Annotated in this window: 23 protein-coding genes; 5 read left to right on the plus strand and 18 right to left on the minus strand. The window is 65.6% G+C overall.

Annotated elements, in window-relative coordinates; all coding sequences use genetic code 11:
* Positions 1 to 148 precede the first annotated feature (148 nt).
* Both L286_RS42555 and rho read right to left on the minus strand, forming a co-directional pair.
* Positions 149 to 868 carry a YjbE family putative metal transport protein gene (locus L286_RS42555; RefSeq protein WP_007689305.1) on the minus strand — a complete coding sequence of 240 codons (720 nt, stop codon included), beginning with the start codon at positions 866 to 868 and terminating at the stop codon, positions 149 to 151.
* A gap of 121 nt (positions 869 to 989) precedes the next feature.
* The gene (rho, locus tag L286_RS42560; protein ID WP_007689303.1) at positions 990 to 2,246 is read right to left on the minus strand and encodes a transcription termination factor Rho; all 1,257 of its coding nucleotides are present in this window, start codon (positions 2,244 to 2,246) and stop codon (positions 990 to 992) included.
* 258 nt (positions 2,247 to 2,504) lie between these two features.
* Between rho and L286_RS42565 the strand changes: the two genes are divergently transcribed.
* On the plus strand, positions 2,505 to 3,461 hold the full coding sequence (locus tag L286_RS42565) for an aspartyl protease family protein (protein WP_013038714.1): 957 nt from the start codon (positions 2,505 to 2,507) through the stop codon (positions 3,459 to 3,461).
* 208 nt (positions 3,462 to 3,669) lie between these two features.
* Here L286_RS42565 and L286_RS42570 read toward each other — a convergent pair whose 3' ends face one another.
* The 6 genes from L286_RS42570 to L286_RS42595 form a co-directional block, all read right to left on the minus strand.
* Positions 3,670 to 5,739, minus strand: coding sequence for a transglycosylase domain-containing protein (locus L286_RS42570; RefSeq protein ID WP_025160611.1), 2,070 nt, complete (start codon positions 5,737 to 5,739; stop codon positions 3,670 to 3,672).
* Between the two features lie 111 nt (positions 5,740 to 5,850).
* Positions 5,851 to 6,255 carry a peptide-methionine (R)-S-oxide reductase MsrB gene (gene msrB, locus L286_RS42575; RefSeq protein ID WP_025160612.1) on the minus strand — a complete coding sequence of 135 codons (405 nt, stop codon included), beginning with the start codon at positions 6,253 to 6,255 and terminating at the stop codon, positions 5,851 to 5,853.
* 169 nt (positions 6,256 to 6,424) lie between these two features.
* Entirely contained in the window at positions 6,425 to 7,450 is a 1,026-nt protein-coding gene (holA, locus tag L286_RS42580) for a DNA polymerase III subunit delta (RefSeq protein WP_020817439.1), read from the minus strand.
* Complete coding sequence (gene lptE, locus L286_RS42585; protein WP_020817438.1) at positions 7,447 to 7,941, minus strand: LPS assembly lipoprotein LptE; 495 nt, start codon at positions 7,939 to 7,941, stop codon at positions 7,447 to 7,449. The genes holA and lptE overlap by 4 nt, the downstream gene beginning before the upstream one ends.
* A gap of 165 nt (positions 7,942 to 8,106) precedes the next feature.
* Positions 8,107 to 10,623 (minus strand): leucine--tRNA ligase, encoded by a 2,517-nt coding sequence (gene leuS / locus L286_RS42590; RefSeq protein ID WP_020817437.1) that lies wholly within the window; start codon positions 10,621 to 10,623, stop codon positions 8,107 to 8,109.
* Positions 10,624 to 10,706: 83 nt separating this feature from the next.
* Positions 10,707 to 11,156 (minus strand): DUF3576 domain-containing protein, encoded by a 450-nt coding sequence (locus L286_RS42595; protein ID WP_025160613.1) that lies wholly within the window; start codon positions 11,154 to 11,156, stop codon positions 10,707 to 10,709.
* Between the two features lie 227 nt (positions 11,157 to 11,383).
* Here L286_RS42595 and L286_RS42600 point away from each other — a divergent pair, with 227 nt between their 5' ends.
* Complete coding sequence (locus tag L286_RS42600) at positions 11,384 to 12,115, plus strand: hypothetical protein (protein WP_013038720.1); 732 nt, start codon at positions 11,384 to 11,386, stop codon at positions 12,113 to 12,115.
* 78 nt (positions 12,116 to 12,193) lie between these two features.
* Here L286_RS42600 and L286_RS42605 read toward each other — a convergent pair whose 3' ends face one another.
* From L286_RS42605 to gyrB, 3 genes are read right to left on the minus strand one after another with little or no spacing between them, the layout of a single operon-like run.
* Positions 12,194 to 12,688 carry a COG3650 family protein gene (locus tag L286_RS42605; RefSeq protein WP_020817436.1) on the minus strand — a complete coding sequence of 165 codons (495 nt, stop codon included), beginning with the start codon at positions 12,686 to 12,688 and terminating at the stop codon, positions 12,194 to 12,196.
* Between the two features lie 8 nt (positions 12,689 to 12,696).
* Complete coding sequence (locus tag L286_RS42610) at positions 12,697 to 13,260, minus strand: DNA-3-methyladenine glycosylase I (protein WP_020817435.1); 564 nt, start codon at positions 13,258 to 13,260, stop codon at positions 12,697 to 12,699.
* A gap of 4 nt (positions 13,261 to 13,264) precedes the next feature.
* Positions 13,265 to 15,772: a DNA topoisomerase (ATP-hydrolyzing) subunit B gene (gene gyrB / locus L286_RS42615; RefSeq protein WP_020817434.1), complete on the minus strand. Its 2,508-nt coding sequence runs from the start codon at positions 15,770 to 15,772 to the stop codon at positions 13,265 to 13,267.
* Positions 15,773 to 15,858: 86 nt separating this feature from the next.
* Here gyrB and L286_RS42620 point away from each other — a divergent pair, with 86 nt between their 5' ends.
* Positions 15,859 to 16,341 carry a hypothetical protein gene (locus L286_RS42620; RefSeq protein WP_020817433.1) on the plus strand — a complete coding sequence of 161 codons (483 nt, stop codon included), beginning with the start codon at positions 15,859 to 15,861 and terminating at the stop codon, positions 16,339 to 16,341.
* A 37-nt stretch (positions 16,342 to 16,378) separates the two neighbouring features.
* On the opposite strand, the gene L286_RS42625 is transcribed toward L286_RS42620, so the two are convergent.
* The 4 genes from L286_RS42625 to yczE form a co-directional block, all read right to left on the minus strand.
* Complete coding sequence (locus L286_RS42625; RefSeq protein ID WP_125445796.1) at positions 16,379 to 16,594, minus strand: hypothetical protein; 216 nt, start codon at positions 16,592 to 16,594, stop codon at positions 16,379 to 16,381.
* A 14-nt stretch (positions 16,595 to 16,608) separates the two neighbouring features.
* Entirely contained in the window at positions 16,609 to 16,830 is a 222-nt protein-coding gene (locus L286_RS42630; protein ID WP_020817431.1) for a hypothetical protein, read from the minus strand.
* A 66-nt stretch (positions 16,831 to 16,896) separates the two neighbouring features.
* Positions 16,897 to 17,403: a DUF1993 domain-containing protein gene (locus L286_RS42635; protein WP_025160614.1), complete on the minus strand. Its 507-nt coding sequence runs from the start codon at positions 17,401 to 17,403 to the stop codon at positions 16,897 to 16,899.
* Between the two features lie 122 nt (positions 17,404 to 17,525).
* A complete protein-coding gene (gene yczE / locus L286_RS42640) occupies positions 17,526 to 18,128 on the minus strand; it encodes a membrane protein YczE (protein WP_020817429.1) in 603 nt (200 codons plus the stop codon).
* Between the two features lie 89 nt (positions 18,129 to 18,217).
* On the opposite strand from yczE, the gene yczR reads away from it, so the two are divergent.
* A complete protein-coding gene (gene yczR, locus L286_RS42645) occupies positions 18,218 to 19,681 on the plus strand; it encodes a MocR-like transcription factor YczR (protein ID WP_007689269.1) in 1,464 nt (487 codons plus the stop codon).
* 379 nt (positions 19,682 to 20,060) lie between these two features.
* On the opposite strand, the gene L286_RS42650 is transcribed toward yczR, so the two are convergent.
* The 3 genes from L286_RS42650 to L286_RS42660 are packed head-to-tail and all read right to left on the minus strand — an operon-like array spanning position 20,061 to position 21,837.
* Positions 20,061 to 20,771, minus strand: a complete 711-nt coding sequence (locus L286_RS42650) for a M48 family metallopeptidase (RefSeq protein WP_031293533.1) — start codon at positions 20,769 to 20,771, stop codon at positions 20,061 to 20,063.
* Complete coding sequence (locus L286_RS42655) at positions 20,752 to 21,177, minus strand: YcgN family cysteine cluster protein (protein ID WP_020820668.1); 426 nt, start codon at positions 21,175 to 21,177, stop codon at positions 20,752 to 20,754. The genes L286_RS42650 and L286_RS42655 overlap by 20 nt, the downstream gene beginning before the upstream one ends.
* Before the next feature lie 3 nt (positions 21,178 to 21,180).
* Positions 21,181 to 21,837 (minus strand): SCO family protein, encoded by a 657-nt coding sequence (locus L286_RS42660; protein WP_013038730.1) that lies wholly within the window; start codon positions 21,835 to 21,837, stop codon positions 21,181 to 21,183.
* Between the two features lie 47 nt (positions 21,838 to 21,884).
* Between L286_RS42660 and L286_RS42665 the strand changes: the two genes are divergently transcribed.
* On the plus strand, positions 21,885 to 22,520 hold the full coding sequence (locus L286_RS42665; RefSeq protein ID WP_233431843.1) for an ankyrin repeat domain-containing protein: 636 nt from the start codon (positions 21,885 to 21,887) through the stop codon (positions 22,518 to 22,520).
* Positions 22,521 to 22,690 lie beyond the last annotated feature (170 nt).

Here is a 22,690-nt window from a genome sequence, read left to right on the forward strand (position 1 = left end):
TTGAACCGCGCAGGAACCTGCGATTCCAACGCATCCGGACGGGCCCTGGGGCGGGTTTCGATCCGATCGGATAAGATCGCCGCCCTGGATTCTGTGTTTTCCGCGATTTCTTGACCAGCGACCGGTTCCGCTCGCTTGGAAATCGCTTCTAGACGAAGAGCGTCAATATGCCGACCTGATGATCCACGACGCCGTCATAGATCATCTTGACCGCGACATAGACGATCACGGCCAGGCCCAGATAGGCGATCCAGCGGAAGCGTTCGATATATTTGGCGATGATGTTCGCGGCGATGCCCATCAGCGCGACAGACAGGATCAGCCCGATGATCAGGATGCCCGGATGGTCGCGGGCCGCGCCGGCCACCGCCAGCACATTGTCCAGGCTCATCGAAACGTCCGCCACCGCGACCGCCCAGGCCGCGCCCGCGAAGCTCTTGGCGGGGCGCAGGCCGGATATGTCGTCGTCGCCGGTGTCGGGCGTGTCGCCGCCCCGTTTCGGGTGCAGTTCGCGCCACATCTTGAACGCGACCCACAGCAGCAGCAGCCCGCCCGCCAGGATCAGGCCGACGATCTGCATCAACTGCGTCACCACCAGCGCGAAGCCGATGCGCAGCACCAGCGCGGCGATGATGCCGATCAATATGACCCTCTTGCGCTGCTCCGCCGGAAGCCCCGCCGCCAGCGCGCCGACGACGATGGCGTTGTCCCCGGCGAGCAGCACGTCGATCATCAGCACCTGGCCGAACGCAGCCAGCGCGGCGGGCGAGCCGATATTGCTGAAATCATTGACGATATGCGCCCAGATGTCGGCGGGCGAGCCGATCCCCTGAGCCGCCGCTGCGGCGGTTGCGATTAGGTCGATCATCACGGCCTGACAGTTCCCCTGAAAATGAAAGAGCCGCCAGACCGAAGTCCGACGGCCCGAAGTTCGCGGCGCTTGAAGCGAAGGCGATCCGCGTCCGTCAGGAACACAACCGCCCGGCCCCTTACTGGTTCATCGAGTCGAAGAAATCCTCGTTGGTCTTGGAATCCTTCATCTTGTCGAGCAGGAATTCCATGGCGTCGACCGTGCCCATCTGCATCAGGATGCGGCGCAGCACCCACATCTTGCTGAGCTTCGCCTTGTCGACCAGCAATTCTTCCTTGCGGGTGCCCGACTTGCCGACGTCCAGCGCCGGGAAGATGCGCTTGTCCGCCACCTTGCGGTCGAGGACGATTTCCGAGTTGCCGGTGCCCTTGAACTCTTCGAAGATGACCTCGTCCATGCGGCTGCCCGTGTCGATCAGCGCGGTGGCGATGATGGAGAGCGAGCCGCCCTCCTCTATGTTGCGGGCCGCGCCGAAGAAGCGCTTGGGCCGCTGGAGCGCGTTGGCGTCGACGCCGCCGGTCAGCACCTTGCCCGACGACGGCACCACCGTGTTGTAGGCGCGGCCGAGGCGGGTGATCGAGTCGAGCAGGATCACCACGTCTTTCTTGTGTTCCACGAGGCGCTTGGCCTTTTCGATCACCATTTCGGCGACCTGGACGTGGCGCTGCGCCGGTTCGTCGAAGGTGGAGGAAACGACCTCGCCCTTCACGCTGCGCTGCATGTCGGTGACTTCTTCCGGACGCTCGTCGATCAGCAGGACGATCAGGAAGACTTCGGGATGGTTGTCGGTGATCGCCTTGGCGATGTTCTGGAGCAGCACGGTCTTGCCGGTGCGCGGCGGCGCGACGATCAGCGCGCGCTGGCCCTTGCCCTGCGGCGAGACGATGTCGATGACGCGGGCCGACTTGTCCTTGACGGTCGGGTCGGTCGCGTCGAGCGTCAGCTTCTGCGTCGGATAGAGCGGCGTCAGATTGTCGAAATTGACGCGGTGACGGACGACTTCGGGATCGTCGAAATTGACGGAAATGAGCTTGGTCAGGGCGAAATAGCGCTCCCCATCCTTGGGGGCGCGGATTTCGCCCTCCACCGTGTCGCCGGTGCGCAGGCCGAATTTGCGCACCTGGTTGGGCGAGACATAGATGTCGTCGGGACCGGCGAGGAAATTCGCTTCGGGCGAACGCAGGAAGCCGAAGCCGTCGGGCAGCACCTCTATCGTGCCCTCGCCCATGATCTGCTCGCCATTGTCGGCCTCGACCTTGAGGATCGCGAACATCAGATCCTGCTTGCGCAGGGTCGATGCGCCCTCGACGCCCAGTTCCTCCGCCATGGTCACGAGTTCGGCGGGCGCTTTTTTCTTGAGATCCTTAAGGTGCATTCGCGTGGAGTCCGATGGAATGAGAGAGACGAGGAGAAATAGGGGGGAAGGCTGACCCGGCAATGACTCGGGAGAACCCGCGCCGGACGGGCGGGATGGAATGTCTGGCGTTTAGCGATCCGACCCCGCCCAAGTCAAGGTCGCTGAGCCATTCGGATGGATTGAAAATTGCCGATATGCGTCCTGCCGCGAATGAAATGGGATGGGCGGAACCGGGGCGCTCATGCTATACAGGGATAAAATAAGGAGGAACGGGAGATGGGACGCTGGCGCGCCGCTCTGGGCATCGCGATCGCGATCGCCACTTCTCCCCTTGCGGCGCAGGATCGAGCCGCGCTCGACCCCGATGATCCGCCTGCGGTGATCCGCACCATCCCCAGCGGCGATACCCGCATCACCATCCCTATCCAGATCGACGGCAGGGGGCCGTGGAACTTCGTGGTCGACACCGGATCGCAGCGCACCGTCATTTCCCGCGCCCTGGCCGAACGGCTCGACCTGCCCCTGCGGGAGCGGGTGACGGTGATCAGCATGACCGGCCGGGCGGAGGTGGACACTGTCGCCGTCCCGCGCCTGGGCTTCGGCAAGACCGTGGTGGACGATATAGAAGCGCCGGTGCTGGAGGGGGAGCATATCGGCGCGGCCGGCCTGTTGGGACTGGACGGCCTGCATGCCAAGCGGCTGCTGCTGAATTTCCGCACGGGCCGGATGGAGATCAGCAGCAGCAAGCGTAGCTGGCGTGACCCCAATGTCATCGTCGTCGAGGCGCGACGGCGCCAGGGGCAGTTGATCCTGCTCGATTCCGACGTGAACGGCATGCAGGTCAGCATCATCCTGGACACCGGCACCTCCATAAGCGTCGGCAACATGGCGTTGATGAACAAGCTGGTGCGCAAGAAGAAGGCGCCCGCGCTGGAACTGGTGACGCTGACCAGCGTGACGGGGGAGACGCTGTCGGGGCAGGCCGGCCTGATCGACCGGGTGCGCATGGGGCAGGTCATGCTGAAGGAGATGCCGGTGATGTTCGCCGATGCCCAGCCCTTCGCGGAACTGGGGCTTCACGACAAGCCCGCGCTGCTGCTCGGCATTGACGCGCTCAAGGTGTTCGACCGGGTGGCCATCGATTTCGGGCGGGGAAAGGTGGACTTCCTGTTGCCGGACACAGGGCTGCTCGACCGGAAACGCCTTGCGACGGCGGGGAGAGCGGCGGGTTAGGCGCGCTTCATGACGGGTGGTTTTCAGGCTGAATGTCGATACAGCCTAGTGTGGTGGATTTGAAATACGCCACATTATGGCGGCTAGGTAGAGAACGTATTTCAAATCCATAAACCACACTAGAATCATATATTTGCTAGTGACCCTGATGAATCTGAAGTTCGTTCAGCGCTGGCCCAAAAATGGGACGAACTTCAGATTCGGGTCACTAGTGCTGCGGTTGCTGCTGTTGCCGGTTGCGGCCCAGCACATTGTCGATCCATTGCTGGTCCAGGCGCGGCGGCTGGGGGCGGTCTGCGGGGTTGGGCGTTGGCTGGCCGCTATCGTCGGGCTGTGCGTCCTCGTCCGGCTGCTGCCCGCGCTCTATCGGCAGGCCGTTTTCGTCGACCATCATGCCGCCGTCCGTTCCGCCGTCGGGCTGGCCGTAATAGGCCTCCTCGTCCGGTTCCAACTGCCATTCGGGCAGCGTCACCTGGGTTTCGAACTGTTCGACCGGGCGCTTGGCGACGGCGATCTTCATATAGTCGGCGAAGGCGCGGGCGGGGGCGCGGCCGCCCTGGAGCACGCCCACGGCGCGGGCGTCGTCGCGGCCCATCCAGACGCCGGTGGTGATGCCGCTGGAAAAGCCCAGGAACCAGCCGTCCTTGTTGCTGCTGGTGGTGCCGGTCTTGCCCGCGACGGGCCGGCCGATCTGCGCCGCCCGGCCGGTGCCGGTGCTGACGGCGGTCTGCATCAGGTCGGTCATGCCCGCCGCGACCCAGGGGGCGACCAGCACGCGGCTGGTGTCGTCCTGATGTTCGTAGAGGACACGGCCTTCGGCGGTCGTCACCTTGGTGATGCCATAGGGCGTCACCGCCACGCCCTTGCGCGCGATGGAAGCGAAGGCGCGGGTCATGTCGATCAGCCGCACGTCGGACGTGCCCAGCACCATCGAAGGATGCGTGTTGATCGGCGTGGTGACGCCGAAGCGGCGGGCCATGTCGGCGACGGTGGGGAAGCCGACCTCCACGCCCAGCTTCGCCGCCACGGTGTTGACCGAATAGGCGAAGGCGGTGCGGATATCGATGTCGCCGGAGAAGCGTCCGTTGCTGTTGCGCGGCTTCCACCCGTTGATGTCGACCGGGCTGTCGGTGACGCCGGTGTCGGGAGTATAGCCCGCCTCCAGCGCCGCCATGTAGACAAAGATCTTCCAGGCCGAGCCCGGCTGGCGCGTCGCGGTGGTGGCGCGATTGTAGTTGGAGCTCACATAGTCCAGCCCGCCGACCATCGCCCGCACCGCGCCGTCGCGGTCGAGCGAGACCAGCGCGCCCTGCGTACCGCTGGGCACGTTCGCCTGAATCGCCGCGGTCGCCGCCTTCTGCATGTTGAGGTCGATGGTGGTGTAGACCTCCAGCGGCTCATTGGGTTCGTCGATCAGCGTGTCGAGTTGCGGCAGCGCCCAGTCGGTGAAGTATCGCACGCTGTTCTGCGGCGGTTCGGGCGCCATCTTCACGTCCTGGAGATTGGCGGCGGCGCGTTCGGCCGCGCTGATCTTGCCGTTTTCCTGCATCAGGTCCAGCACGACGCCGGCGCGGCCGATGGCGGCTTCGGCGTCGGCGGTCGGGGAATAGCTGGAGGGGGCCTTCACCAGGCCGGCGACGATGGCGGCTTCTGGCAGGTTCAGGGCGGTCGCGGGATGGCCGAAAAATTTGCGGCTGGCGGCGTCAATGCCATAGGCGCCGCCGCCGAAATAAACCTTGTTGAGATAGAGTTCGAGGATCTGCCGCTTGGAGAATTTGCGCTCCAGCGCGAGGGCCAGCACCATTTCCCGGACCTTGCGGCCCCAGCTATAGCTGTTGTTGAGGAAGATGTTGCGCGTCACCTGCTGCGTGATGGTGGACGCGCCCTGCCAGCGGCGGCCGCTGCCGCGCCGTTCCATCGCCACCCAGGCGGCGCGGGCCATGCCGATGGGGTCGACGCCGGGGTGCAGATAGTAACGCTTGTCCTCGGTCGAGACCATCGCGTCGACCATGACCGTCGGAATCTGGTCATAGCTCAGCCAGCGGCCGAAGCTGGGGCCGAGCGAGACGATGACGCTGCCGTCCGCCGCATGGACGCGGATCATCTGGCCGTTGGGGGAGGATTTCAGCGATTCATAGTCGGGCAGCGACTGATAGGCGATCACCACGGCGACGACGACCGCGATCGCCGCGCTCAAGAAGCCGACAAGGCCGATTTTCACGCCCCTTATCAGCCATTTCTTCACCCTGCCCCGCGGTTCGCTGCTCGATCGTGCCATGGTTCGCCCGGATATGCGCTAATCAGGAAGGCGGCCAGTGGAAAAGCCGTGCAGGCCGCATAAATGTCGAGGCTTTCTGAAGATCGGCGGCGGTTTACCGGCGATGAACGATCATCCGGCTTCGTCGCGGGATTTGAAATCCAGCGACGCGCTGTTCATGCAATAGCGCAGGCCGTTGACCCCCGGCCCGTCGGGGAAGACATGGCCGAGATGCCCGTCGCAGTTCGAACAGCGGACCTCGGTGCGGATCATGCCGTGGCTGGTGTCACGGATTTCGTCGACCGCGTCGATGTCGACCGGCGCGGTGAAGCTGGGCCAGCCCGATCCGCTGTCATATTTTTCCTCGGCGTCGAACAGTTCCGCGCCGCAGCCCGCGCAATAATAGACGCCGTCGGCCTTGTTGCTGTTATATTTGCCGGTGAAGGCCCGTTCCGTGCCGCCTTCCCGCAGGACATGATATTGTTCGGGGGAAAGGCGCTCGCGCCATTCGGCGTCGGTCAGGTTGAGCTTGTCCATGCGCGGCAATATGGCGATGGGTGGACCGGCGATCAAGCGGTTAGGCGTGAGCCTTGAGGTCTTTGGGAAGTCGTGTTCCTGCGCAGGCAGGAACCCAGTTCCGGCCTTGCCTTACTGGATGAAGCGTGGACCTGGGTTCCTGCCTGCGCAGGAGCACGTGGAATAAGAGTTACCGTTCCCGTGCCGCCTGGCGGGCGATGGCGAGCAGTTCGTGCCGGACCATCAGGTCGCCCAGGCCCCTGCCCGACCGGCTGGCGCGTTCGGCCTGGGCCAGCCGCTGGATGACGCGGGCGATGCCGGCGGCGTCCCAGATGCGGACCTGGCGGGTGACGATGCCCTTTTCCTTCCAGAAGACGGCCTTGCCCGCCGCCTCCACCGCGCCGTCCAGCCTGCCGCTCTCATCGAAATCGGCGCGGATGTTGGCGAGCAGCATGGCGCGGGTCAGCAAGGGGCGCAGCACCGCCGCCATGGCCGTGCCCGCCTCCGCCAGACGCCCCAGTTCGCGGTGCATGCCGCGCAGGTCGCCGCCCAATACCGCGTTCACCAGCGGCGCGGCGTCGCTGTCGGTATTGTCGGCGGAAAGGGCGTCCAGCGCTTCCTCGGTCGCTTCGCGGGGCCGGTCGGGGGCGGCGTCGAGATAGAGGATCAGCTTCTCCACCTCGCCCGCCATCAGCGTGCGGTCGCCATTGGTAAGGTCGGCGATGCGGCGGCCCAGTTCGGGCGAAAGGCGCAGCCCCCCTTCCCGCCCGATAGCGACGGCGATCTGCTCCGCCTCCCGCGCATCGGGCTGGTAGGATGCGAAGGCCATGGTCTGCTTGTGGTCGAGCGCGAGCTTGAGCAGCTTCGACGTGCCCTTCAGCGCGCCCGCCACGGCGATGACGGGGTTGCCCGCCGCCTCCGCCTCCAGCAGCGCGGTCAGCGCGGGGAGCGATTCCTCCCCCATGCCGGTGACGCGAATCCAGCGCCTGTCCCCGAACATGGAGAAGGAGGCGGCCTCGTCCGCCAGCCGTGCTGGATCGTCGCGCAGGGTCGAGGCGTCCAGGTCGATCCGTTCCGCGTCCGGCCCCATGGCGCGTTCCAGCCGCTTGGCGAGCGCCGCGCTGCCCGCCTCGTCGGGGCCATGGAGCAGGAAAAAGCGGCAGTCGGGCGGCGGCGCGTCGAGCGCCTTTTCGATCTGGCCGCGATTGGCCTTCAACGGCCCTTGTCCCGCGCCGCGAACCGGGCGAGCCGGGCGACGATCTGGTCGGCGATGGTCTGCGACAGGCGTTCCAGCGCCGTATCCTCCGCCGCGATGGTCGCATATTCGCTGGACACCACGTCGATGCCGACGTCCGATCCGGCGGTGTCATCCAATATCTGCGCGCCGGTGGCTTCGTCGATCAACTGGTAGCGGGCGCGCAGGGTCCGCCGCTCGCGGGTGATGGCGGCGTCGGAACGCAGGCCGAAGCCGCTGATATTATCGTCCAGCTTGACCACCAGCCGGTAGCCGGGGCCGGTGCCGCGCATCGCCGCCAGCCGGTCGTTCAGCGCGTTGCGCACCAGCCAGCCGCCCTTGCCCTCTATCGGCTGCACCGCGACATTGCCCAGCGCCTGCGCGACCGCGCCGTGGCTGCCCCCGCTATATACGGGGCGCAGGCCGCAGGCGGAGAGGGACAGGGTGACAAAGAGCAATGGCCAGAGCTTCATAAGAGCTACCCTTAACCGTTCGCCCTGAGCTTGTCGAAGGGCAAGCTGAGCGAAGTCGAAGCCTTCGCTGCGCTCAGGCCAAGGCTTCGACTTGCCGAAGGCAAGTTTATCCTGAGCGCCTGCCTTGGCAGGCAGACGAAGGGCTCAGCCCGAACGGGTTTTCAATCAGATTACCAGGTTCACCAGGCGATCCGGAACCACGATCACCTTTTTCGGGGTCGCGCCGTCCAGCGTCCGCACGACATTGGGCGCGGCGAGGGCCAGGCGTTCCAGTTCCTCCTTCGCCGTGCCCTTGGGGACGGTGATGGTGTCGCGCAGCTTGCCCATCACCTGGCAGGCGATGGTGACCTCATCCTCGACCAGCAATCCGGGATCGACGGCGGGCCAGGCGGCCTCCGCGATCAGGCCCTGTTCGCCCATGTCCGCCCAGGCCTCTTCGGCGAGATGCGGGGTCATGGGCGCGACCAGCAACGCCAGCGCGCGGATCGCCGCGCTGCGGCTGGCGGAGGGCCTGGCCTTTTCGACCGCGTTGGTGAGTTCGTAGATCTTCGCCACCGCCTTGTTGAAGGACAGCGCCTCGATATCCTTCGCCACGCCGTCGATGGTCTGGTGCAGCTTGCGGTCGAGGGTCTTGTCCTGACCCTCGGCCGTCCTGTCGGCTTCCCCGAACAGCCTCCACAGGCGGTTGATGAAGCGCCAGGAGCCTTCGATGCCCGCCTCCGTCCAGGGCAGGTCGCGTTCCGGCGGGCTGTCGGACAGCATGAACCAGCGCACCGCGTCCGCGCCATATTGGGCGATGATGTCGTCCGGATCGACGACGTTCTTCTTGGACTTGGACATTTTCTCGACGCGGCCGAGCGTGACCGGCGCGCCGGTGCCGACCATGACGATCCTGTCCCCCTGCCGCTCCACTTCCTGCGGGGCGAGCCAGGCGCCATCGGGCGACTTGTAGGTTTCGTGCGTCACCATGCCCTGGGTGAAGAGGCCGGTGAACGGCTCGGCAAAGCCGATCTGCCCCATATGCTGGAGCGCGCGGGTCCAGAAGCGGGCATAGAGCAGGTGCAGGATCGCATGTTCGACGCCGCCGATATATTGGCCGACGGGCAGCCATTTTTCGACGGTTTCCCGGTCGAAGGGCTTGTCCTTCGGCTGGCTGGCGAAGCGGATGAAATACCAGCTTGAATCGGCGAACGTGTCCAGCGTGTCGGTTTCGCGCCGGGCGGGCTTGCCGCATGTGGGACAGTCGACATGCTTCCAGGTCGGATGCCGGTCCAGCGGGTTGCCGGGAATGTCGAAGCTGACGTCTTCGGGCAGGACCACGGGCAACTGGTCCTTGGGCACGCCCACGGGGCCGCAATCCTCGCAATGGATGACCGGGATCGGCGTGCCCCAATAGCGCTGGCGCGATACGCCCCAGTCGCGCAGGCGGAACACGGTGGTGCCGGTGCCCCAACCCTCGCTCTCGGCGCGGCGGATGACCTCCGCCTTGGCCTCTTCCACGCCGAGGCCGTTCAGGAAATCGGAATTTACGAGGCGGCCGGGGCCGACATAGGCCTCGTCGCCGATGCCCTTGGCTTCGTCGCCTTCGGCGGCGACGACGCGCTCGACCGGCAGCATATATTTGCGGGCGAAGTCGAGGTCGCGCTGGTCGTGGCCGGGAACCGCCATGACGGCGCCGGTGCCATAGTCCATCAGCACGAAATTCGCGACGAACAGCGGCAGCTTCCGCCCGGTGAAGGGGTGGATCACCGACAGGCCGGTGTCATGGCCCTTCTTCTCCTGCGTCTCGATCTCCGCCGCGGCGGTGCCGGTCTGGCGGCATTCTTCCGCGAAGGCGGCGAGCGCGGCGTCCTTTTCCGCCAGCGCCAGCGCAATCGGATGGTCGGCGGCGATGGCCGCGAAGCTGGCGCCGAAGATGGTGTCGGGGCGGGTGGAGAAGACCTCCAGTTCGCCGATCTCACCCACCGGCGCGTCCAGCCTGAAGCGGAATTGCAGGCCGACCGACTTGCCGATCCAGTTTTCCTGCATCAGCTTGACCTTGTCGGGCCATTGGTCGAGCGTTTTCAGGCCCGCCAGCAGATCGTCGGCGAACTGGGTGATCTTCAGGAACCATTGGGACAGCTTGCGCTTTTCGACCGGCGCGCCGGAGCGCCAGCCCTTGCCGTCGATCACCTGCTCATTGGCCAGCACGGTCATGTCGACCGGGTCCCAGTTGACCGCCGATTCCTTGCGATAGACCAGGCCCGCTTCCAGCATGTCCAGGAACAGCGCCTGTTCATGGCCGTAATAGTCGGGATGGCAGGTCGCCAGCTCCCGGCTCCAGTCCAGCGCGAAGCCCAATTTCTTGAGCTGCGCCTTCATATTGGCGATATTTTCGTAGGTCCATTTGCCGGGATGGACATTCTTTTCCATCGCGGCGTTTTCGGCGGGCATGCCGAAGGCGTCCCAGCCCATCGGGTGCAGCACTTCATGGCCGGTCATGCGGCGGAAACGCGCCAACACGTCGCCCATCGAATAGTTGCGCACATGGCCGATATGGATGCGCCCGGACGGATAGGGAAACATCTCCAGCACATAGCTGCGCGGCTTTTCGCTGCTGTCCGACGCCTTGAACGTCTGCTTCGCGTCCCAGGCGGCCTGCCAGCGGGCATCGGCCTCAAGCGGGTTGAAGCGCCTTTGCATGGAATTCGGTCCTCAAAATGCATTCGGGCTGAGCTTTGTCCAAGCCCAGCCCCGTGGTTCAAAACAGGTGACGGAAAGGGCCTTTAGCCAGCAATCGCCATGCGGCGCAGGTCGCGGGCCTTGGTCAGGATGATCTCCTCCAGCTTCTGCACCGTCGCGGCCTGCACCGGCACGTCGACCCACTGGCCGCCCTGGCTGACCTGGCGGCTGGCCGCGACGCGCAGCGCGTCGGCGCGCAGATCCTGGTCGAGGATCGATACGGTCAGCTTCATCCGCTCATTGGGGCTGTTCGGATTGGCGTACCAGTCGGTGACGATCACGCCGCCGTTCGAATCCGTCTGCACCATCGGCATGAAGGACAGCGTGTCCAGGCTGGCGCGCCACAGATAGGCGTTGACGCCGATGGTCGTCACCTTCGATGCGGCGAGGTCCGCCTTCGGGCGGTCCTTGGCGCCGCCCCCGCAGGCGGCGAGCGGCAGGAGTGCAGCCAGCAGCAGACCGGCGGAAAGGCGCGAAGAAAGGCGGCGGACCATCATTATTGTCCCATCAAACAAGTAAACGCCCCGCTTCTATAGAGGACCGGCGGCAATGGGCAAGGGGGACTCCGGAACGGCGCGACGACGACCTGTCATGCAACCGGGGCGAGTCCTGTGTGTTCCGTGCAACAGCTTCGACAAAAAACGGCGGCGCTCTACCAATTCCAAAGCCTTGCGTATATGAAGGACCATAGAAAATAGTCGGCGGGGTAGAGATTCGGATCATGCGCCTGAAAAGGGGACATATAGCGTTGGCAGGCTCGGCGGTCGCCGTGGCCGGCTTCATGCTGTCTCCTGCCATCGGCGCGGCCGCCGACCTGGTCCGCATGCGCGCCGAAACCCCGGTTTCGCTGGGCGCGCTTGGCAGCATATCCTCCTTCACGCCGACGACCAAGGATCCGCGCCTGGCGGCCGCCTATGCGAAGATCGCCGCATCCGCGAGTCGCCAGAATTTCCGCTTCACCCCCACCAGCGGGTCGCTGAGCGGCCAGCGTTCGGTCACGGTCATGGTGCGCGCCGCCGACCTGAACGATCGCGTGGCGGTCAGCCGGACGCTGGACCCGGTGAATATCGCGCCGGTCGCCTTCAGCCTGAACAGCGCGCACAACTGGCGCAAGTTCGCCCTGCCCGAAGCGGTGGGCCGCAAGGAACTGGACCCGGTCGCGGTGGAGCCGATGGCCGGCGCCAGGAATTTCTCGCTGGACCAGGGCCGCAAGGACCGTTTCAGCACCAAGGTGCTGATCGAAAGCCGCCGCGAACCGGCCGCGACGATCCGCAACCCCAGCGCGGACAAGGATTATTCGCTGGATCTGGCGAGTTCCTATTCGCTGACGCGCAATCTGAACGTCACGGCGGGCGTGCGCTATAACAACAGCTTCGCCGGACGACTGACGCCGATGACCGACGACCGGCAGGATGCGCAGGCCGTCTATCTGGGCACGATCTTCAAATTCTAAAACGGACTTAGGGCCGATCGACATTCAGCCGCGGCGGCCTGCAAATGGTTGAAGCGAGCCACGCGCCTTGTTCGAGGGTCACGGCTCGCCCAGATCGTCCCTCAGGCCGCCACAGCCGTTCAGAGTCCCTTCGCCAAAGGCCACCGCCACGCGATCCGACCATAGCGCATCGCTCATGCCGTCGCTGCATGGTCCCTCGGTTACGGTCATGGAAAAACCCTCGCCCAGGAAACGAAGCGCCCGCTTGTCGTCGTTGCGGGTTATGGCGTAGCGGACGGGCGCCTTGTCCGGACGTTCCAGCACGGCGGTCGATCCCTTCACCGTCACGGCCCAGAAGGGCTCGGTCCCGATCGCCCGATAGTCGTCGTCCGCATAATGCTTGACGGGCGGAGCGCCGACGGGCGAGCGTTCCCCCGTTTCACGCGGAACCGTTTTTGCCCTATTTTCAGCGTCTTGGCGCAGTGTCGGGGCCGGCATGGCTATCGGCGTGGAGGCGTGAGGCTGCGCGATATTGGCTGCGGGCGTCTCATCGCCGCCGCACCCCGCCAGCGCATATAGCAAGGCCAGCGGCAAGCCCCGTCTCACGCCCTGCCGACCTCATCCCGCCGGCAGCAATCCACCGCATGATCGTTCACCATCCCGACGGCCTGCATCCATGCATAGACGATGGTGGGCCCCACGAATTTGAAGCCGCGCTTCTTGAGGTCCTTGGAAATCGCTTCCGAAAGGTCGGTCCTGGCGGGGAAGGTCAGGCCGTCGTTCCGGATCGGCTCGCCCCCGACGAAATCCCAGGCATAGGCGGAAAAATCCTCGCCCCGTTCCCGCATGTCGCGGAAAATCCGCGCGCCTCCGATCGTCGCTTCGATCTTCGCCCGCGCCCGGATGATGCCGGGGTCGCCCATCAAACGTTCGACATCGGCCCCGTCGAAGCGCGCGACCCTGTCCGGATCGAACCCCGCAAAGGCGGCGCGAAACGTCTCCCGCTTGCGCAATATGGTGATCCAGCTCAGCCCCGCCTGAAAGCCCTCCAGCATCAGCGTTTCCCAGAGCATCCGCGAATCCCGCTCCGGCACGCCCCATTCGCTGTCATGATAGGCGCAATAAAGCGGGTCCGATCCAGCCCAGGCGCAACGGACCCGCTCCATCGGATCAGACGTCCAGATTGGCGACGTTCAGCGCATTGTCCTGGATGAACTCGCGCCGCGGTTCGACCACATCGCCCATCAGCCGGGTGAAGATTTCGTCGGCGACGTCCGCCTGCTCGACCTCCACCCGCAGCATGGAGCGGTTATCGGGGTCCAGCGTGGTTTCCCAAAGCTGTTCCGCGTTCATCTCGCCAAGGCCCTTATATCGTTGGATCGCCAGCCCCTTGCGCCCGGCCGCCAGGATCGCCTCCAGCAATTCGCTGGGCCGCGTGACCGTGGCCGACCCCTTGGTCGCGACCGGCAGTTCATCCTCCCCGGCCTCCTCGGCGGCGGCCGCCGCCTTGGCCGTCACCAGGCGGCTGGAGGTGCGATAGCTGTCCGCCTCCTCGGTTGCGATGGCGTGCAGCTTGCGCGCTTCGGCCGACCCGATGAAGCCCGCCTCGATCATGTGATGGTCGGTGACGCCGCGCCAAAGCCGCTCGAAATGGAAGCCGCCCTCCTCCGCGATCCGGCCGCTCCACCTGCCCTCATCGTCCTGCGCGTCCATCCAGCGGACGGTGTTCGCCAACCGTTCGGCCTGCGCGTCATGGCTGAGTTCCGGATCGAGCGCGCCGTTGATCGCCAGCGCCTCGATGATCGCGGGATTGTAGCGGCGCGGCACATAGCGCATCACCGCCCGGATTCGCCGCCCATGTTCGATCAGGCTGCGCAGGTCTTCGCCCGACCGCATGCCGCCGGTCGTTTCCAGCGCCATGGATTCGACGCCATTGTCGACCAGGTAATTTTCCAGTGCCGCCTCATTCTTCAGATAGACCTCCGACCGGCCCCGCGTCGCCTTGTAGAGCGGCGGCTGCGCGATGTAGAGATGCCCCGCCTCGATGATCTGCGGCATCTGGCGGTAGAAGAAGGTCAGCAGCAGCGTGCGGATATGCGCGCCGTCGACGTCGGCATCGGTCATGATGACGATCTTGTGGTAGCGCAGCTTTTCCAGGTTGAAATCGTCGCGGATGCCGGTGCCCATCGCCTGAATGAGCGTGCCGACCTCCTTGGACGAGAGCATCCGGTCGAACCGGGCGCGCTCGACGTTCAGGATCTTGCCCTTCAGCGGCAAAATCGCCTGATTGTGCCGGTTGCGCCCCTGCTTGGCCGAGCCGCCCGCCGAATCGCCCTCGACCAGGAAGAGTTCGGACTTGGCGGGGTCGCGTTCCTGGCAGTCGGCCAGCTTGCCGGGCAGGGAGGCGATGTCCATCACCCCCTTGCGCCGGGTCAGTTCCCGCGCCTTCTTCGCCGCCTCGCGCGCGGCGGCGGCGTCGATCACCTTCTGCACGATCATGCGGCCATGCTGGGGGTTTTCCTCCAGCCATTCCGCCATCTTGTCGGCCATCAGGCTTTCCAGCGGCTGGCGCACTTCGGACGAGACCAGCTTGTCCTTGGTCTGGGAGGAGAATTTGGGATCGGGCAGCTTCACCGACACGATGGCGGTCAGCCCTTCGCGCATATCCTCGCCGGTCAGCGAGACCTTCTCCTTCTTCAGCAGGCCCGACTTGTCCGCATAATTGTTGAGCGTCCGCGTCAGCGCGGCGCGGAAGGCGGCCAGGTGGGTGCCCCCGTCCCGCTGCGGAATGTTGTTCGTGAAACAGAGGACATTTTCATAATAGCTGTCGTTCCATTCCAGCGCGACGTCGATGGTGACATCGTCGCGGCTGCCCGAAATGGCGATGGGATCGGGCATCAGCGGCTGCTTGTTGCGGTCCAGCCACTTCACGAAGGCCGCGATCCCGCCCTCGTAGAACAACTCGATCTCCTTCTTCTCCTCATGCCGCGCATCGACCAGGAACAGCCGCACGCCGGAGTTCAGGAAGGCCAGTTCGCGATAGCGATGCTCCAGCTTCTCGAAATCGAACTCGGTATGGTTCTTGAAGGTGCCGCCGTCGCCGGGCACTTTCTCGGTCGAGGGGAGGAACGTGACCTTCGTCCCCTTCTTTCCCTCCGGCGCGTCGCCGATGACCTTGAGCGGCGCGACCGCGTCGCCATAGGCAAAGCGCATATAATGCTCCTTGCCGTCCCGCCAGATGTTGAGGTCCAGATATTCGCTGAGCGCGTTCACCACGGAAACGCCGACGCCATGCAGGCCGCCCGACACCTTGTAGGCATTGTCGTCCGACGTGTTCTCGAACTTGCCCCCGGCGTGGAGCTGGGTCATGATGACCTCCGCCGCCGACACGCCCTCTTCCTTGTGGATGTCGGTGGGGATGCCGCGGCCATTATCCTCGACGCTGACCGATCCGTCGGGGTTGAGCGTGATCAGGATGCGGTCGCAATGGCCGGCCAGCGCCTCGTCTATGGCATTGTCGCTGACCTCGAACACCATATGGTGCAGGCCGGAGCCGTCGTCGGTGTCGCCGATATACATGCCGGGCCGCTTGCGCACGGCATCCAGCCCTTTCAAGACCTTGATACTGTCGGCGCCATAGGCATTGCTGTTGGGGTTGTTCTGACTTTCCTCGCTCATATCCGAGCATATAGGGAAAAGGGCCGGCAAACTAAAGCGAAACATGGCGGCTATCGCCCGTGGAGAGCAGGGTCTATCAGGCGGCTATGCGCATTGTCCTTGCCCTGGCCCTGATGCTCGCCGCCTGCTCGAAAAGCAGCGACGTGCTGGAGGAATTGCCCAACAGTTCCCTGGCCGGCGCGGCGCGGGAGGATGTGCCGGAAACCCGCCTGGAATCGCGCCTCGTCCGACCCGTGACCATCGGGGAGGACGGTCCGCGTCTGGACGCCTGCGGCGCCATGGGGCAGGCGGCGCGCGTGGGCGCCGGAGGAGCGCCGGTACGGGCCGCGCCCTTTTCGGACGCCCGGGAAATCGCCCGCATGGCGGAGGGCGCCCGCGCCTGGGTCTGCACCCGCAGCCTCGACCAGAAATGGCTGGGGGTCGTGCTGGTCCCTGAGCCTCCTGCCGACAATGCGACGGCTCCGGTGGATTGCGGCGTTTCCGAACCGGCGGACCGCAAGCAGCCCTATGACGGCCCCTGCCTCAGCGGCTGGGTATCCAGCGCTGCGATCAGGCTGATCGCAGGTTAGGATATCCTAAATATTGGCGATCATGCACTTTACAAACCTATTGCTGCTTTCGCCAACGCCGGATGAAAAGCGCCCACGTCAACACTGCGTAGACGATCACCTCACCGATGATCAGATAGGCTGGTAGTGCGTGCTGGATGGCGCGGCACCGCTCCCAATTGGGATCGCCATCGACGCAATCGCCCATCAGGGCGAAGCCAAAGAAGAACATGCCAAGCACGAGATGGGCAAACGTCCATAGCGCTAGCGCCATGATCCGGCCCGCTCTCACTCCGGCTTCTCCGTCGACTTATGTTTTGCAATCACAGCCGCATAAAGGAACGCGCAAGCTGCTGCGGCCAAAAGCGCCGCCTCGATCCAGAACAGAACAGGATGCTCTGAACGCTTTACGCCATCGCCGTGAAAATAGATTACGCCGTCGCTTATATTCCAGGCGAGGAAGCCTAATGTGGCCAAAGCGAAAAAACCTGCCAGATACCGCCTCATCATTTATCCTGTTCCGTAAAGTGCATAACCGCCAAAATATTCCCCTCCCGCCTGCGGGAGGGGAGGAAATTAAAGCCCGCCCAGATAATCGAGCTTGCCCAGCGGCACGCCCGCCTGCCGCAGCAGCGCATAGGCCATCGTCACATGGAAGTGGAAATTGGGCATGGAGAAGCCCAGCACATGGCTGCGCCCGGTGAAGGAGAAGTCGCCGCGCGGCGTCTTGAGCACCACTTGCGCGTCCTCCCGCCCGTCGATCCGATCGCGCGGGACGGATTCCAGGAAGGCGACGGTCTTGCCGATCCGTTCCTGGAGGTCGGCAAAGCTCTGCTCCGTATCGGGCATCGGCACAGGATCGAGCCCGCCGATGCGGATCACCGCCCCCTTGGCGCTGTCGCTGGCATATTGCACCTGCGCGGCGAGCGGGGCCATGTCCTGCGTGAGCCGCGCCTGCGTCAGCGTGAGCGGGTCGATCCCCTTTTCTTCCGCATAGGCCGCGCCCTTCTCCAGGATGGCGGAAAGATTGCGCAGGCCCCGGATGAAGACGGGAACGGTCAGGTCGTACAGGTCGGTCGCCACCAGGCTCTCCTCATGATCGTGAGCGCCCTCCATATGGCATTCGCCGCCCCAGTCGATAGCCGCGAGCGATAAAAGGGACCGGCCGGCGGGGCTCCATGCCGGCCGGTCAGGGGGCAACCGGATCAGGCAGGCGCGGGACGTTCGCGCGCGGCTATGGCGAAGAAGGGCAAGGCATGGTGCACGATCCAGCCGATCGTCGCCGCATAGAGCAAAGTGCCGAGGCCGACCGTGCCGCCCAGCAGCCAGCCGGCCGCCAGCACGCCGATCTCGATGCCGGTGCGCACCCATTTGACCGGCAATCCGGTGCGGCGGCAGAAACCCGTCATCAGCCCGTCGCGCGGCCCCGGCCCCAGCCCCGCGCCGATATAGGCGCCGCCCGCTATGCCGTTGAGGAGGATTCCCGCCGCCAGCCAGGCGAAACGCATGGCATGGCCCTCCGGCGTCGGCAGAATCAGGAGGCTGATGTCCACCGCCGTCCCGATCACCGCTATGTTGCAGACGGTGCCGAGGCCGGGCCGCTGGCGCAGCGGCCACCAGAGCAGCAGGACGATCGCCCCGACCAGATTGACCGTCATGCCGAAACTCAGGCCCAGTCGCGGCGCCAGCCCCTGATGCAGCACGTCCCAGGGGTCCAGCCCCAGATCGGCGCGCAGCATCAGGGCCATGGAGAAGCCATAGAGGCCAAGTCCCCAGAAAAGCTGGAAAAGGCGGCGATGCATCAACATGGCGGCTGAAATCACCCGAAATGGCCTTTTACAAAACGGCCACTATCGGATAAGTGGCCCCCTCATTCTTCGGATTGGAATTTATCGCCATGTCCACTTCCCTCCTGCGGCCCCCTTCCCTGCTTCGCCTGCTGGGCGCCTGGCGCGCCGAGGACAGCGCCGAACCCGCCTATCGCCAACTGGCGCAGGCGTTGCGGATGCTGGTGCTGGACGGGCGCGTGGGATTGAACGTCCGCCTGCCGGGGGAAAGGGAACTGGCGGCCGCGCTGGGCCTCAGCCGCACGACCATCGCCGCCGCCTTCGACCGGCTGCGCGACGAAGGCTTCCTCGAAAGCCGGCAAGGGTCGGGCAGCGTCACCCGCCTGCCGCCCGGCCGGATGGACCAGGCCCTGCCGGAAATCGACACGATCGGCGGCGGCAACATCCTGAACTGGACCCACGCCGCCTTGCCCGCCGCGCCGGGCGTGGGCCGCGCCTATCAGGCGGCGGTGGAGGCGCTGCCCGCCTTTCTGGGCGAGCTGGGTTACGATCCGCTGGGCCTGCCGCCGCTGCGCCGGGCGATCGCGGCCTATTATGAACGGCGGGGATGCCCCACCAGTCCCGACCAGATCATCGTCACCAACGGCGCCCAGCAGGGATTTTCGCTGCTGCTGCACTGGCTGGCGGGGCCGGGCGACCGGGCGGTGATCGACCATCCCACCTATCATAATGCGATCCAGGCCCTGCAGCGCGCCCATGTCGTGCCGGTGCCTGTCGGCCTGCCCGCGCAGGGGTGGGACATCGACGCGATGGAGGCGGCCTTCCGCCAGACCAGCCCGCGTTTCGCCTATATCATCGCGGATTTCCACAATCCCACCGGACGCAGCATGGACCCGGGCACCCGCCGCGCGCTGGTGGCGGCGGCGACGCGCAGCCATATGCCGCTGATCATCGACGAGACCATGGCCGCGATGGGCCTGGACAACATGCCGCCGCCGCCGGTCGCCGTGCACGATCCTTCCGGGCGGCAGGTCATCACCCTGGGTTCGGCCAGCAAGATCTTCTGGGGCGGGCTGCGCGTCGGCTGGATTCGCGCCGACCCGCAGACCGTCGCCGCGCTGGGCCGCCTGCGCACGACGATGGACATGGCCAGCCCGGTGGTGGAGCAGCTTGCCGTCGCCCATCTGATCGACGGCGATGAAGGGCTTGGCCCGCGCGCGGCGATGCTGCGGGGGCGCCGGGACCATCTGCTGGCGCTGATCGAACGGCACCTGCCGCACTGGCGCGCCGAATCCCCGGCGGGGGGCCTGTCGCTATGGGCGGAGCTGCCGCGCGGCGAGGCGACGGCGCTGGCCGCCATCGCGGAGAGCCACGGCGTGCGCGTGGCCCCGGGGCCGCGCTTTGGCGTGAGCGGCGCGTTCGAGCGCTTCCTGCGCCTGCCCTTCACCCTGTCGGAGGAGCAGTTGACGGCGGGCGTGGAACGGCTGGCCGAAGCCGACGCGCGGCTGCACGCCCGCCTGCCCCGCGCCCGCGATTCGGTTGCCGCCGCGCTGGAGGCGGACCGGCTGATCTGAGTCGCGCCGGATATTGGCCAATCCAAGACATTCCCCTCCCGTAAACGGGAGGGGTTAGGGGTGGGCGCGACCCCGGACTTGATCCGGGGGAGCTTCCGGCTTAGCCGATGGAAATAGCCGCTTATGTCGCGCCAGCCCACCCCCTGACCCCCTCCCGCCTGCGGGAGGGGGAATGACGGCTAACCACCCGCATCAGCCGGTCGGGCGACCCCTGACCATGTCCGCGCCGTGAGGTCCGGGCGGCGGGACTTATGAGCCACCCGCCTGTTCGCGGGAGCATGCCGCTTACCCGTGCGAAGGCGTCCGCGTCGGCCCGACGGTCTTTGCATGGCTGTCCGGCATCGTCGCCGTCGGACAGCGCCGTTCCCGGCGGGGCCTGTCACCCGACGAAGCGGTGCAGCGCGGTCCCATGCTCGCGCAGCCAGGCTCGCGCCGGGCGGGGATCGTCCCCCAATATCCGCTTGTGCGCCGCGTGGAAGGCCGGGCTATGGTCCATGTGCAGCAGATGCGCCAGTTCATGCGCCACGGTCGCCCGCCGCACCTCCGGCGGGCAGAGGATCAGCCGCCAGCTATAGCGGATCGCCCCGCTGGAGGCGCAACTCGCCCAACGGCTGCGCGGATCGCCGATGCCGACCGACGCCACGATCAGCCCATTGTCCCGCGCCATTTCATGGCTTTCGGTCTCCAGCACCGCCCTGGCCCGCATCTTCAGCCAGCGCAGCACGCGGGGGCCGACCGATTCCGCCGCGCCGCCCAGCAGCAGCCGGTCGCCCTCCAGCCGGATCGTGCGCGACGCGCCCTCCACCCAGCGGATGCGCACATCCCGCCCCTCCAGCGGAAAGACGGCGCCGTCGCCCAGCGTCACCTGCGCCGGGCGGCGCGCCATCTGCGAACGGACCCAGCCTTCATGCTCCTGCGCCCAGCCGAGGGCGCGCTTCAGATTGGCGCGGGTTGGCAGGGATAGCCTGAGTTCGCCGCGCGCATGATCGAGCGACAGCCGATAGGCCCTGGCCCGCGCCGACCGGCGAACCCGCACCGGAACGGCGACGCCGTCGACGACAAGGACAGCGTCAGAGCTCTCTGTCGACAAGGTGATTTTCCCAATCTCCCGCGTCCGCCTCCGCAACGGTCCAGCCGCGCACGGACTCCTGCGCCCGGTGCACCGCTTCCCGGTCGCCGCAGACCAGATAATGCCATTGCGGCAGCGGCTTGCCCTCGCCGCGCAGCCTGTAGGCGCAGGTGCGGGGCAGCCAGCCTATCGTCTTCACCTTCGCGGGGGTCAGGCGCACGCAATCCGGCACGAAGCGGCGGCGGTCCTTGTAGTTGGTGCATTGGCCGCTGTGCCGGTCAAGCAGGCGGCAGGCGACATTGGTGGGATAGATGCGGCCGGTATCCTCATCCTCCGCCTTGTGGAGGCAGCATTTGCCGCAGCCGTCGCACAGCGCTTCCCACTCGGCGCGGTCCAGTTTGTCGAGGGGCTTTTCCCAGAAGTCCAACCGTCACTTCACCCATTTTTCGAGGAAGGCCGTCACCTTCGCGGGATCGCCTTCATCCGCGTCCGGGGTTCCCGGATCGTCCACCGGCACCAGCGCGACCGGCTCCCCATCGCCGCCGAAAAGATAGGGGGTGCGGCTGTGGCTGACCAGATAGCCGCTCGCGCCCTTCGCCTCTTCCTTGTTGTAGAGGACCACGAAATCCTTTGCCACCTTGGCGATTTCGTCGGGCGTGCCGGTCAGGCCGATCAGGCGCGGGTGGAAGGCCGCGACATAGGTCTTGAGGACGGCGGGCGTGTCGCGATCCGGATCGACGCTGATGAAGATCGGCTGGACCCTGGCCGCCAGGGCGGGTTTCGCCTTCTCGAATTTCGCGAAGCCCTGCAGGATGCGTTGCAGGTCGACCGGGCAGACGTCGGGGCAATAGGTATAGCCGAAATAGACCAGCCGGTACCTGCCCTTGAAATCGTCCCAGCGCACTTTCTTGCCGTCCTGGTCGGTCAGCGTGAAGGGCGCGCCGATGCTGGCCCCGTGCAGGTCGCCCTGGGCGCTGTCGTCGCCGCTTGATGCATTGCCTCCCGCCCCCATATTACAGGCTGCCAGCAGGGCGGCGAACGGCAGGGTGAGCGAAATCAGCGCTTTGTTCATGGCGCCGCCAGCCATGCCCTGCTATGGCCCGATTTGCAAATCCCAACGGGGCTATGGATAGAATGACAGGACGTTTTCCGGCTTGGATGGGCGTTGGCCGCGCCGCCGCTCTGACCCTGGCGCTGCTGTCGCCGGTCGCGGCGCCGATGGTTGCGCGGGCACAGTTTTCCGACAATTACAACTTCCTGAAGGCGGTCAAGGATGCCGACGGGCAGAAGGTGACCGACCTGATCCAGAAGCCCGGCTCCACGGTCATCAACAGCCGCGACGTGACCACGGGCGACACCGCGCTGCATCTGGTCATCGCCCGGCGCGACAATACATGGCTGACCTTCCTGCTTGCCAAGGGCGCGAACCCGAACCTGACCGACAATAACGGCAACACGCCGTTGATGGATGCGGTGCAGGCCCGGTTCGAGGAGGGGGCGCGCAGCCTGCTCACCTATAATGCGCAAGTGGACAAGGCCAATGGCAGCGGCGAAACGCCGCTGATCCGGGCGGTGCAGCTTCGCGATGTCGGGCTGGTCCGGCTGCTGGTGGCGCAGGGGGCCAATCCCGACAGGCGCGACACCATCGCGGGCATGTCGGCGCGGGACTATGCGCAGCGGGACAACCGCACGCCGGGGCTGGTCGAAGCGCTGAGCGCGGCCAAGACGACGACGGCGCCCAAGGGGCCGGTGCAGGGGCCGGTGTTCTGATATTCGGCATTTTTAGGGCGATTTCCAAGCGATCGGAATCGATCGCTGATTAAGAAATCGCGGAAAACAAGGAATCCACAGCGGCGATCTGATTCAATCAGATCGAAACACGCTATAGGGTGTGTGGGGATTCAGTTCAGGGCGCGGCGAAAATAGTGGATTTCGAGAAC

This window comes from Sphingobium sp. HDIP04 (assembly GCF_000445085.1).
GTDB classification, from domain to species: Bacteria; Pseudomonadota; Alphaproteobacteria; order Sphingomonadales; family Sphingomonadaceae; genus Sphingobium; species Sphingobium indicum.